This is a genomic window from Paraburkholderia sp. IMGN_8 (assembly GCF_038050405.1).
GTDB lineage: Bacteria > Pseudomonadota > Gammaproteobacteria > Burkholderiales > Burkholderiaceae > Paraburkholderia.
In genome coordinates this window covers 2,098,271-2,110,511 of the sequence record NZ_CP150900.1, presented here as the reverse complement: position 1 = coordinate 2,110,511, position 12,241 = coordinate 2,098,271, and the positions used below count along the sequence as shown (strand labels likewise).

Genomic DNA, 12,241 nt, shown 5'->3' with positions numbered 1-12,241 from the left:
CGACAAAATTCACATCGAAAAGAACAGGAGCGCTCGCATGACCGCATCGGCTATTCCCGGCGAATCGATCGACCTGCAGATCACCGACATCCTGCGCGAAGTCCATTTCCCGACCAACAAGGACGCGCTCGTCGAGTTCGCTCGCGAAGCGGGCGCCAGCAACGAGGTGTTGTCGATGCTCGACGGTTTGCCGGAGCAGGACTATACGGACGTGGCATCCGTCACCCGTCTGATCGGCGGCAACTATGGGCCGGGTCTGGGCGCATGAGCGGGGAGCCGGCGTCGCCGCTGTTTTCGCTTTCATCAATCCGCTCGCCTGCCCAGAGGCCAGGCGCTGACTGGATCCATCGCGCGCCGCATTCGAGCGGCATCGAGCGTATCGAAGCCTTCTTTCATCACGCCGCTTACAACATGCACCGGCACGATACCTATGCGATCGGCCGCACGCTGGCGGGCGTGCAAAGTTTCCACTATCGCGGCAGCACCCGTAACAGCCTGCCGGGCGGCACCATGGTGCTGCATCCCGACGAGCCGCATAACGGTCAGGCCGGCACCAGCGAAGGCTTTCGCTACCGGATGATCTACGTCGACCCGGCGCTGTTCCAGCAGGCGCTCGGCGGCAAGCCGCTGCCGTTCCTCGAGGGCGGTTTGTCGAACGATCCGCGGCTCTTCGCCGCCACCGAAAGCTTGCTGCGGACGATGGATTGCACAATCGACTCGCTCGAACAGGACGACGCGCTCTACGATCTGGCCATCGCGCTCGACGCCGTGGCCGGCGCGCCGGCGACGCGCCGTCCGGTGGATTACCGCGCCGCCGAACGGGCGCGCGAATACCTGCTTGCGTCGCTCGATAGCGCGGTCACCCTGGATGAACTGGCGGCGGCCAGTGGACGCGACCGCTGGAGTTTGTCGCGGGATTTTCGCGCGCTGTTCGGCACCAGTCCGCACCGCTATCTGACCATGCGGCGTCTCGATCTCGTGCGGCGGCTCGCGGTTCAGGGCGTATCGCTCGCCGATGCATCGGCGGCGGCCGGCTTCACTGATCAGAGTCACATGACGCGGCACTTCAAGCGCGCATGGGGCGTGGCGCCGGCGCGCTGGCTGAAGATGCTGGGGCCTTTAACGGCCCGCTAACGGCGGGCGCTATACCGCTTCGCTCGATCTATTGCTACCGCTATTGCCGCTACTGAGGCGTGCGCACAAACGTACAAGACCGGCCAGCGCCTCGCGCCCTACGCTGTCGCCTGACAGTTCTCGCTCAGGAGGAGCACCGCAATGCCGAACGATCAAACCATTCAACGGCCTTACCGCGCCATCAATTTCGCCGACAAGCTGAAGCTCTTCGACGACCAATGGCAACCACGTGTGATCGCGGAGATGAACGACTATCAGTTCAAAATCGTGCGGATCGAAGGCGACTTCACGTGGCACCAGCATGCCCACACCGACGAAACCTTCATCGTGCTCGACGGCCAGTTGCGCATCGACATGCGCGATGGAGCCGTGCTGCTGTCGGCAGGGGAAATGTTCGTCGTACCGAAGGGCACGGAACACAAGCCGTATGCCGAACATGAGGTCAAGCTGCTGCTGATCGAGCCGCGCGGCGTGAAAAACACGGGCGAGGAAATCAACGAACGAACCGTCGCGAACGACGTGTGGATTTAAGCCGGCGTATCAAGCCGGCGAGGCCGCCGCGATCTGTCCGCGCGATGGCTTGCGCAACGGCCGCGCCGCTTCTCCGGCCAGGGCCGGCAGCGGCAGATCGTCTTCGGCATAAGCCGGCCGTCCGGCAAGCGCACGGGGCGGCGCAACGGTTCGCGGATCGCGCGCCTGTTCGTCGGCGTGCTGGAAATGCTCGACGAGATGGTCGATAAACGTGCGCACCTTCGCCGGCAAATGACGGCGGCTCGGATAAGCAATCGTGATCTCGACCTGCGGCAAACGGTAGTCGCCAAGCAACGGCACCAGCCGCCCGACCTCGAGATCGCGGCCGATCAGATAGCTCGGCAAAATCGCCACGCCCATCCCGAGTAACGCGAACTGCCGCAACATCTCCGTATTGTTCGCCGCGATCGCATTGGTCGGCCGCACGCGCACTTCGCCGTCCGGTCCGGTGAATACGCGCTCGTCGCCGCCCTGCTCAGCCGGCCGGCTCAGACACGGATGCGCGCGCAGATGCTCAGGGTGCGTCGGCGTGCCATGCTGCGCCAGATACGCCGGGCTCGCGCAGACCGTCATGTAGCCGGTGGTCAAACGCCGCGTGACGATACTTGCGCTGCGCATCTGCCGCGCGACCAGGATGCCGACGTCGAAACCCTCTTCGACCAGATCGACATGGCGATCGGCCAGCGTGACGTCGGGCATCACATCCGGATAGCGCTCGGCATACGACTGCACGACCGGCGCGAGACTGTGCAGGCCGAACACGACCGGCGCGACGATCCGCAACGTGCCGACAGGTTCGTGATTGCGCGCCACCACCATCTGCTCGACGCCTTCCAGGTCGTCGAGAATGTGACGCACGCGTTCCAGATAGGTCGTGCCGGACTCGGTCAGCGAAAGACGGCGCGTGGTGCGATTGAGCAAACGGGTGCCGAGCCGCCCTTCCAGATCGGCGACGTGGCGCGTGACAACCGCAGTGGAAAGATCCAGCACGCCGGCCGCACGAACGAAGCTGCCGAGATCGGCCACTTTGACGAATACGCGCATCGACTGCAATTGATTCATGGGACGACTCCTGCCACGGTAAAGCGGGCCGGCGGCATCGTGCCGCGCGTGTCGAGCCCAGGCGGCAAAGCGCGCTCAGGCTTGCCCAACGATCCGATTGTATCGACCCGACCATGTCCCAACCCTGACCTGGACATGACAAAACGGTCAGGTTCGCGATGCGCTCGCGACACGGTTGCAGCGCTTATTGCGGATTTTTACTAGGTATAAACCCTTAGATGCTGGTAACATAGCGCCCGAAAGGAAATCATCGCTATGCCACATCGTTTTCAGCTTTTCGAAAAAATCGCGTTTTCGCTAGTGTGCTGGTCCGCTGCCGCCTGCTCGGCGTTCATCGCTTACGAGCGGTGCCCGGACATCAAGGTCGTTCTGCACGTCGGCGAAGAAGTCCTGCGCTATAGCGGGCAATATTCGTTCGTCTGCGCGTCGCCGGTCGCGGATACCTGCGCGCAGTTGCCGACTAACTAAGCCACACTCATCTAGCCACACCAAGCCACTCGCACCGGGCGGCAACCCGGGCGTGTTCGAGTCACGCCCTGCCGCTCACCATCACGACGCGTCGCGCCCAAACACAACGCGCGCGAAAAATCCCGCCAGCACCTTTTCCGCCATCTCAGCCGGCACGTTCTGCGGATCGACCGTGTGAAAGAACTGCACGCCGTCGCACAAACCCATCAAGCCCATCGCCAGTTCCTCGGCCGGCAACCGCAGCGGCGTGCCTACCCGCACCGAAAACTCGCGGATATAAGCACTCAACTGTTCCAGTTTTTCGTGCATGAACGCGTTGAAGCGGAGTCGGAAACGGCCGTCGCGTACCGCCAGCAGCTTCGCCTCGACCCACAGCAAAAAGCATTTGTTCTCGCGATGCAGGTTGCTGTAGTAGCTCAACACGCGGCTTTCCATTTCCTCGCGCGATGCCGCATTCTCGAAGATCGCGTGCAGACCCGCCTGCATCGCTTCGTGATCGCGCCGCAGTAATTCGAGGAACAGTTCGCTCTTGCTGCGGAAGTTCGAATAGAACGCCCCGCGCGTATAGCCTGCCGCTCCGGCGATGTCTTCGACACTCGCCGCAACGAAACCTTTCTTCATAAAAATTGCTTGCGCAGCGTCGAGCAGCCGCTGGCGCGTCTGGTCTTTGCTCTGTTCGCGTGTGAGTCGTTGGCGTTTCATGGCCGCAAGTCTAGCATCGAAGAGAATTCCAATTCATCCCGACATTCAAATACATAGTTGTATTAGAATACATTCCAGCATTCGAAGTCAAACGCGTATGCCGGTTGCATAGTCCGGCCTGCGCGTCGTAGCTGGCGAGCCGCCGTGGCTTGCCCTGTTCGTTCGCTGTCTCCAAGTTGGGGTAATCGTGAAGCGTCCCGGTCCTCCTGCATCGTCTGCGATGCGCCAGCAGTCCCATCGGTATGCCCGTGTGGTATGCGCCCTCGCGTTGGCCAGCGTCGTCACGCTCACCGCTTGCTCGAAGAAAGAGCCTGCCGCGCCGGCGCCGCGTCCGGTGGTCGCCGTCGCCGTGCATGCGGACGGCAGCGCCACGCCGGCGTCGTCGTTGCCCGGTGAAGTGCAATCGCGTTATGCGACGCCGCTGTCGTTTCGCGTCGGCGGCAAGATCGTCGAGCGGCGCGTGCGGCTGGGCGATGTCGTGAAGAACGGGCAGATCGTGGCCCGGCTCGACCCGGCCGATGCACAGAAGAGCGCCGCCAGCGCGCAAGCGCAGCTCGCGGCCGCCGAGCACAGTCTGGTTTATGCGAAGCAGCAGTTCGATCGCGACCAGGCGCAGGCAAAAGAAAACCTGATCGCGCCGGCGCAACTCGAACAGACGACCAATGCCTATGCATCGGCCGTTGCACAGCGCGATCAGGCCGCGCAGCAGGCGGCTTTGTCGAAAGATCAGTTGCAATACACCACGCTCGTTGCCGATCACGCCGGCGTGATCACCGCCGAACAGGCGGACACCGGCCAGAATGTGTCCGCGGGCCAGGCCGTCTACAACCTCGCGTGGAGCGGCGATATCGACGTGGTCTGCGATGTGCCGGAAAGCGCACTAGCGGCGCTGTCGGTCGGGCAAACCGCCACGGTCACGCTGGCCGCACTGCCGGGGCGCAGCTTCAGCGCGCGCGTGCGCGAACTGTCGCCCGCCGCCGATCCGCAAAGCCGCACCTACCGCGCCAAACTCACACTCGACAATCCCGGTCCTGACGTGCGCCTCGGCATGACAGCCGATATCGCGCTGTCCCCCGCGAACGCGCCGGCGAATCAGAACGGCGTGTTCATCGTGCCCGCCACCGCGTTGTTCCACGACGGCACGCAGCCGGCTGTGTGGGTTGTGCGCGCAGGTAATAACGCTACCGCCGCCGACACGTTGGAACTGCGCCGGGTAACCGTGACGCGCTATAACGAGCGCACGATCGCCATCGCCCAAGGCCTGAAGGACGGCGATCGTGTCGTGCTGCAAGGCGTGCACACAGTGAGCGCCGGCGAGAAGGTCCGCGTGATCCCGCCGCTGCATCCCGAGGACTTCGCTTCATGAGCACGACGCCTGAAGAAGGACGCTTCAACCTGTCCGCATGGGCGCTGCGCCATCAGGCGCTGGTCGTTTTCCTGATCGCGCTCTCGACCGCATTCGGCATCCTCGCCTACACGCGCCTCGCGCAATCCGAAGACCCGCCCTTCACGTTCCGCGTCATGGTGATCCGCACCTTCTGGCCCGGCGCGACCGCGCGCCAGATGCAGGAACAGGTCACCGACCGCATCGGCCGGAAATTGCAGGAAACGCCCGCGATCGATTTCGTGCGCAGTTACTCGCGCCCCGGCGAATCGATGATGTTTTTCACGATGAAAGACTCCGCGCCGGTGAAGGATGTGCCGCAAACCTGGTATCAGGTGCGCAAGAAAGTCGGCGATATCGCGGCGACGTTGCCGCCAGGCATTCAAGGCCCGTTCTTCAACGACGAATTCGGCGACGTCTATACGAACATCTACACGCTCGAAGGCGACGGCTTTTCCGCCGCGCAACTGCACGACTACGCGGATCAGTTGCGCACGGTGCTGCTGCGCGTGCCGGGCGTCGGCAAGGTCGATTACTTCGGCGACCCGGACCAGCGCATCTACATCGAGATCGCCAACACGCAGCTCACGCGCCTCGGCATCTCGCCGCAGCAGCTCGCCCAGGCGATCAATTCACAAAACAGCGTCGCGCCGGCCGGCACGCTGACCACCACCGACGATCGCGTGTTCGTGCGTCCCACCGGCCAGTTCAAGGACGTCGCCGCGCTCGCCGACACGCTGATCCGCATCAACAACCGCTCGTTCCGTCTCGGCGACATCGCGACGATCAAACGCGGCTACGACGACCCGGTCGCCACGCAAATGCGCTTCGGCGGCAAGGCCGTGCTCGGCATCGGCGTGACGATGCAACCGGGCGGCGATGTGATTCGTCTGGGCAAGGCACTCGATCAGGACACGGTCCGGTTGCGCAAATACCTGCCCGCCGGCTTGAATCTCGTCGAAGTGTCGAGCATGCCGCACGCAGTCGCGCGCTCGGTCGACGACTTTCTCGAAGCGGTCGCCGAGGCCATCGCGATCGTGCTGGTGGTGAGCCTCGTGTCGTTGGGCCTGCGCACCGGCATGGTGGTCGTGATCTCGATTCCGGTGGTGCTCGCGGTCACGGCGCTGTGCATGTATCTGTTCGATATCGGCTTGCACAAGGTGTCGCTCGGCACGCTCGTGCTGGCGCTGGGGCTCCTGGTCGACGACGCGATCATCGCGGTCGAAATGATGTCGGTGAAGCTCGAGCAAGGCTGGAACCGCACGCGCGCCGCGGCCTACGCGTACACCAGTACCGCGTTTCCGATGCTGACCGGCACGCTGGTGACCGTGTCGGGCTTCCTGCCGATCGCGCTCGCGAAATCGAGCACCGGCGAGTACACGCGTTCGATCTTCGAAGTGTCGGCGATCGCACTGATCGCTTCATGGCTCGCGGCGGTGGTGCTGATTCCGCTGCTCGGCTATCACATGCTGCCCGAGCGCAAACGCGAAGCGCATGAGACGCATCTGCCGGACGATCACGAACACGATATCTACGACACGCGCTTCTACACGCGCCTGCGCGGCTGGATCAGCTGGTGCATCGAGCGGCGCTTTGTCGTGCTGGCAATCACCGTCGCGCTGTTCATTCTGGCGATGGCGGGCTTTACGCTGGTGCCGCAGCAGTTCTTCCCGAGCTCGGACCGTCCTGAGTTGCTGGTGGACGTGCGCCTGCCTGAAGGCGCGTCGTTCGAAGCGACCTTGCGTCAGGCGCAGCGCCTGGAAAAAGCCCTGGTGGGCCGTCCCGAAATCGATCACACGGTGGACTTCGTCGGCACCGGCGCGCCGCGTTTTTATCTGCCGCTCGATCAGCAATTGCCGCAGCCGAACTTCGCGCAGTTCGTGATCACGGCGAAGTCCGTCAAGGACCGCGAAAAACTCGCCCAGTGGCTCGAACCGGAACTGCGCAACCAGTTTCCGGCGATCCGCACACGCCTGTCGCGTCTGGAGAACGGACCTCCGGTCGGCTATCCGGTGCAGTTCCGCGTGAGCGGCGACGATATCGCCACCGTGCGCTCGATCGCCGAGCGCGTCGCCGCGACGATGCGCGCCGACCGCCGCACCAACAACGTCCAGTTCGACTGGGACGAGCCGGCCGAACGCTCGGTACGCTTCGAAGTCGATCAGAAGAAAGCGCGCGAACTCGGCGTGAGTTCCGACGACGTGTCGAGCTTCCTCGCGATGACGCTGTCCGGCTACATGGTCACGCAGTACCGCGAACGCGACAAGCTGATCAGCGTGGATCTGCGCGCGCCGAAATCGGAACGGGTCGACCCCGCACAACTCCTGACGCTGGCGATGCCGACACCGAACGGCCCGGTGCCGCTCGGCGCACTCGGTCATCTGCGCAACGATCTGGAATACGGCGTGATCTGGGAGCGCGACCGGCAACCGACGATTACCGTGCAATCCGACGTGATGGCCGGTGCGCAAGGGATCGATGTCACGCATGCCGTCGATAACGCGTTGAGCCAGATTCGCGACTCACTGCCGGTCGGCTACCGGATCGAAGTGGGTGGCTCGGTGGAAGAAAGCGGCAAGGGTCAGACGTCGATCAACGCGCAGATGCCGATCATGATCATCGCCGTGCTGACGCTGTTGATGATCCAGTTGCAGAGCTTCGCACGCGTGTTGATGGTGGTGCTGACCGCTCCGCTCGGCCTGATTGGCGTGGTATTGACGCTGCTGCTGTTCGGCAAGCCGTTCGGTTTCGTCGCGATGCTCGGCGTGATCGCGATGTTCGGCATCATCATGCGCAACTCGGTGATTCTGGTCGACCAGATCGAGCAGGACATCGCGGCCGGGTATAAACGCTTCGACGCGATCGTCGGCGCGACCGTGCGGCGTTTCCGGCCGATCACGCTGACCGCCGCAGCCGCCGTGCTCGCGCTGATTCCGCTGTTGCGCTCGAATTTCTTCGGCCCGATGGCTACCGCGCTGATGGGCGGCATCACGAGCGCGACCATCCTCACGCTGTTCTATCTGCCCGCGCTGTACGCCGTGTCGTTCAGAGTGCGTGGCGACGAGCGCGAACCGCCGGCGCCGTCCGGCGCGACGCATACGGGGAATTGATCATGGTGACTTTCGCATTCCCTCGACACTTGCGCATCACGACCCTCGGCTGCGCCACACTGGCGCTGGCCGCCTGCTCGTTCGGACCGAACGGCGAGCCGCCCGCGATGCCGCAACCGGCCCACTACGGCGCCGAAGCGCAACCGGCGCAAACCGCGTCCGCGCAAGGCGTCACGCAGCAGTTCGTGGTCGGCGCGAAGCCCGTGCCCGAATGGTGGAAGCTTTATCAATCGGATGCGCTTAACGCGCTGGTCGATGAAGGTTTGCGCAACAGCCCGACGCTGGCCGCCACCGACAAGAGCCTCGCCGCCGCACGTGAGCAACTGCGCGCGCAGATCGGCAGTTCGATGCTGCCGACCATCGATGCAGGCGGCCAGGCGACCCGCAATCGCGCGCTCGCGATTCCCGAGGCCGGCCCGAATACATTCCTGTACAACGTGTTCGTTGGCCAATTGCAGGCGCACTACACGTTCGACCTGTTCGGCGCGGCACGGCTCGCCGATGCCGCGCTTGCGGCACGCGTGAACGTGCAGGCGTATCAATTCGATGCCGCGCGCCGCGCACTGGCTGCCAACATCGTCACGGCGGCGATCACCAGTTCGGCGTTGCACGCGCAAATCGACACGACCGAACGGCTGGTGGCGCTCGCCAACGATCAGGCACGCGATACGCAGCGGCGCTACACGCTCGGCGCGGTCTCGCACGCCGACCAGTTGAGCGCGCAACAGAGCGCGGCGAGCTTGTCCGCAAGCTTGCCGGGCCTGAAGCAGCAATGGCTGACGACGCGTCACGCGCTAGCCGTGCTGCTCGGCCGCACGCCGGACGCCGCGCCGGACGACCTCGATCTGGCGCAACTCCATGTGCCCGAACAGGTGCCGGTGGTGGTGCCGTCCGAGTTGCTGCGCACGCGCCCCGACATCGAGGCCGCGGACGCCGCGTTGAAGGCGGCGGCGGCCGATGTCGGCGTTGCGACGGCGCAGATGTTCCCGAGTTTGTCGCTGAACGCGTCGATGGGACAAGGCGGGTTTAGCTGGCCGGTGGCGCTTTCCGGTGCGGGCGCGATATGGAGCATCGGCGCGTCGCTGTCGCAGCCGCTGTTTCATGGCGGCGCACTGTTCGCGCAGCGCCGCGCGGCGGTGGACACGTATGACGCCACGGTTTCGCAATACAGGCAAACCGTGCTGGCCGCGTTTCAGAACGTCGCCGATACCCTGGCCGCACTCCAGCACGACGCGCAGGCGCTCGATGCGGCGAACGTCGGGGCGCGTTCGGCGCAAGGGATTTTCGAGGAGACGTCGGGGCGCTATCGGCTGGGCGCCGTGCCGGTATCCTCGACCCGTTCGAGCGAGCAGCAGTTTCGCAACGCTCAGGTCGATGAGATCCGCTATACCAGCGCGCGGCTGACGGATACGGCGGCGTTGTTTCAGGCGATGGGGAATCCGCCAGTAGAGTCCGCACCGTCCGCTTCGACGGCGAATACGAGTGTTTCTAACTAAACCTGGGATTCCATACTTAAGCCCGTGAAGTTATCCCCAGTTTTTGTTGATGAGGCTGTTGAAAACTGTCTGACAAGCGGGCTAACACGTTGAACGCACTCAAGTTTCGGATCGCGGTGCGGAATGGGCAAGAGGGTATTGCGCGTGCCTCTTGTCGCCAGTTGAAGCCGTTGGCATGCCTCAACGTTATCCCCAGTTTGTGTTGACAGGGTTGTTGATAACTATGGGGTTGTGCGCTTAAGTGCTTGATGCGGATCGGTTTGTTGTTCGCGGTGCCCGCGGATGCAATGGCGGGACGCCGATGGGCGCGGCGGGTCGGGCCTTTGTGGGTTGGTTTGCTTATCCACAGATTTTGTTGAAAGGCCTGTTGATAAGATTTGGACATGGTGGCTAAGTGCTTGAAGGGGCACTGGATTCGGGTTTAGGTGTTTTTTGCGCGTAGCGCCTGATTGGGGTGTTTGCCTGCGGCGTTGGGCTTTGCTTGGTTTTTTTGCCTGCTCGGCGCTTTTGGCTGTGCGCTTGCGGTGTTGGCCTTTCCTTGATTTCTTAGTGGTCTATTAGCGTCGCCCCTGTGCGGGGCAGGCACTTACTTTCTTTGCCGCCGCAAAGAAAGTAAGCAAAGAAAGCGGCTTCACACCGCTAGCTCTTAAGCGGGTCCCCTGGCTTGGAGGAGGTAGTGGAGCATCTGGAATCAGTGTTCTCGCACATTCCGCGCTGGTGACAAGGCAGTCATACTTCCGGCGGCGCTGCGCGCGCCGTGGCGGTACTTCTCAAAACCGATTTGTGCAAGTGCGGGCCATCACTCCGAATGAACCGCTAGCGCCTCGCGAGGCATTGGAGACGCAAAGGCAAGCCGCCACACCGAGGGAAACACAAGGGCCAACCTGACGGCCGGTTTGATGAAATACCGCAGGGAGCCAAACATCGCGGGCGGCTTAATGAAGTACCGCTACGGCGCGCGCAGCGCCGCCGGAAGTATGACTGCCTTGTCACTAAAGCGGAATGTGCGAGAACACCGATTCCAGATGCTCCACTACCTCCTCCAAGCCAGGGGACCCGCTTAAGAATTAGCGGTGTGAAGCCGCTTTCTTTGCTTACTTTCTTTGCGGCGGCAAAGAAAGTAAGTGCCTGCCCCGCACAGGGGCGACGCTAATAGACCACTAAGAAATCAAGGAAAGGCCAACACCGCAAGCGCACAGCCAAAAAGCGCCGCGCAGGCAAAAAAGCTCAATAAACCCCTGCTTCCCCCACAGGCCGATTCTTAAACCTCTTGTGAACCCAATAATATTGATCAGGAATCCGTTTCACTTGAGTCTCAAGAAAAGCCGTAATGCGCCGCGCGTCCACAGCGGCATCATCGGAAGGAAAATCGCTTAGCGCATCAAAAATAGTCAGCTTATAACCCCGATAATCCGGCAGCACTTCGGTAACAAACGGCACGACGCGCGCATTCCCAGCCTTCGCCAACCGTGAAACGGACGTCAAAGTACATGCCGGCACACCAAAAAACGGCACAAACACCGAATCCCGCAAGCCAAAATCCATATCAGCAGCCAGCATCACTGGCTTGCCCTCCCGCAGCACCCGCAACGCGCGCCGCACACTATCGCTGCGCGGAATCATCTCGGTACCGAAGCGCCCGCGCTGCCGCTTGGCCATTGCGTCCAACAACAGGTTCGACATCGGCGTGTACAACGAAGCGACCGGGTGCCGCGTCGAATACATCATGCAGCCCGCCTCGATGCCGACAAAATGGAAGCCGACAAAAATCGTCGGCTGAGCCTGCATGTCGTCGAGATCGATTGCGCTCTCCACTTCGACGAGGCGCTCGATCGCCTGGGCATTGCCGAACCATTGCGGGCCGCGCTCGACATAGCTGCGGATCACATGACAGAAATGCGCACGCGCAAGGCGTTCGCGCGCCTCGTCGCTCATGTCCGGGAAACACAGTTTGAGATTGGTATGAACAACACGCCGGCGTGCGCTCGGAATGCGATACAGCAGCGCGCCGATTCCAGTGCCGATCCGCGCGACGACGCCGTACGGCAGGAAAGCAAACGCCCGCAGCAGCCCCGTCATCAGCCAGATGAGTATTCGACTTTTCATGAGTTAGACCCGGTGGATGCAGGATGGCAAACACGCCGGCCGCAGCAGCACGACAACTGCCGACGGACGAAGTGGCTCACGCTCGCGTCATACCGGGTCTCGCGCGGCGCGTGATTCGAAGATGGACGTCTCACTCACGGCGAGACGTAGCGGTACTGGAAGCCGAGACCGCTTAGGAATCGAGCGTCTCTGTGGGACCCATAAAAGCACCGCAGGCGTGATTAAAACACACCGCGCAGGGCCACAAC

10 protein-coding genes are annotated in these 12,241 nt (G+C 62.8%); 7 read left to right on the top strand and 3 right to left on the bottom strand.

Going from position 1 to position 12,241, the window contains the following annotated elements; genetic code table 11:
• Positions 1 to 37 precede the first annotated feature (37 nt).
• The 3 genes from WN982_RS09880 (at position 38) to WN982_RS09870 (ending at position 1,665) form a co-directional block, all read left to right on the top strand.
• A complete protein-coding gene (locus tag WN982_RS09880; RefSeq protein WP_341315508.1) occupies positions 38 to 268 on the top strand; it encodes a DUF2795 domain-containing protein in 231 nt (76 codons plus the stop codon).
• Positions 265 to 1,134 carry an AraC family transcriptional regulator gene (locus WN982_RS09875; RefSeq protein WP_341315507.1) on the top strand — a complete coding sequence of 290 codons (870 nt, stop codon included), beginning with the start codon at positions 265 to 267 and terminating at the stop codon, positions 1,132 to 1,134. The genes WN982_RS09880 and WN982_RS09875 overlap by 4 nt, the downstream gene beginning before the upstream one ends.
• Positions 1,135 to 1,275: 141 nt before the next feature.
• A complete protein-coding gene (locus WN982_RS09870) occupies positions 1,276 to 1,665 on the top strand; it encodes a cupin domain-containing protein (protein ID WP_341315506.1) in 390 nt (129 codons plus the stop codon).
• Positions 1,666 to 1,674: 9 nt separating this feature from the next.
• Here the strand turns inward: WN982_RS09870 and WN982_RS09865 are convergent, their stop codons facing one another.
• Positions 1,675 to 2,727: a LysR family transcriptional regulator gene (locus WN982_RS09865; RefSeq protein WP_341315505.1), complete on the bottom strand. Its 1,053-nt coding sequence runs from the start codon at positions 2,725 to 2,727 to the stop codon at positions 1,675 to 1,677.
• A gap of 255 nt (positions 2,728 to 2,982) precedes the next feature.
• Here WN982_RS09865 and WN982_RS09860 point away from each other — a divergent pair, with 255 nt between their 5' ends.
• Entirely contained in the window at positions 2,983 to 3,195 is a 213-nt protein-coding gene (locus WN982_RS09860) for a hypothetical protein (protein ID WP_341315504.1), read from the top strand.
• A gap of 81 nt (positions 3,196 to 3,276) precedes the next feature.
• Here WN982_RS09860 and WN982_RS09855 read toward each other — a convergent pair whose 3' ends face one another.
• A complete protein-coding gene (locus WN982_RS09855; RefSeq protein ID WP_341315503.1) occupies positions 3,277 to 3,897 on the bottom strand; it encodes a TetR/AcrR family transcriptional regulator in 621 nt (206 codons plus the stop codon).
• A gap of 220 nt (positions 3,898 to 4,117) precedes the next feature.
• Here WN982_RS09855 and WN982_RS09850 point away from each other — a divergent pair, with 220 nt between their 5' ends.
• From WN982_RS09850 to WN982_RS09840, 3 genes are read left to right on the top strand one after another with little or no spacing between them, the layout of a single operon-like run.
• Positions 4,118 to 5,263 carry an efflux RND transporter periplasmic adaptor subunit gene (locus WN982_RS09850; RefSeq protein WP_341315502.1) on the top strand — a complete coding sequence of 382 codons (1,146 nt, stop codon included), beginning with the start codon at positions 4,118 to 4,120 and terminating at the stop codon, positions 5,261 to 5,263.
• Entirely contained in the window at positions 5,260 to 8,391 is a 3,132-nt protein-coding gene (locus WN982_RS09845; RefSeq protein ID WP_341315501.1) for an efflux RND transporter permease subunit, read from the top strand. The genes WN982_RS09850 and WN982_RS09845 overlap by 4 nt, the downstream gene beginning before the upstream one ends.
• A 2-nt stretch (positions 8,392 to 8,393) precedes the next feature.
• Positions 8,394 to 9,887 (top strand): efflux transporter outer membrane subunit, encoded by a 1,494-nt coding sequence (locus WN982_RS09840; RefSeq protein ID WP_341315500.1) that lies wholly within the window; start codon positions 8,394 to 8,396, stop codon positions 9,885 to 9,887.
• A gap of 1,227 nt (positions 9,888 to 11,114) precedes the next feature.
• On the opposite strand, the gene WN982_RS09835 is transcribed toward WN982_RS09840, so the two are convergent.
• Positions 11,115 to 11,993 carry a lipid A biosynthesis lauroyl acyltransferase gene (locus WN982_RS09835; RefSeq protein WP_341315499.1) on the bottom strand — a complete coding sequence of 293 codons (879 nt, stop codon included), beginning with the start codon at positions 11,991 to 11,993 and terminating at the stop codon, positions 11,115 to 11,117.
• Positions 11,994 to 12,241 lie beyond the last annotated feature (248 nt).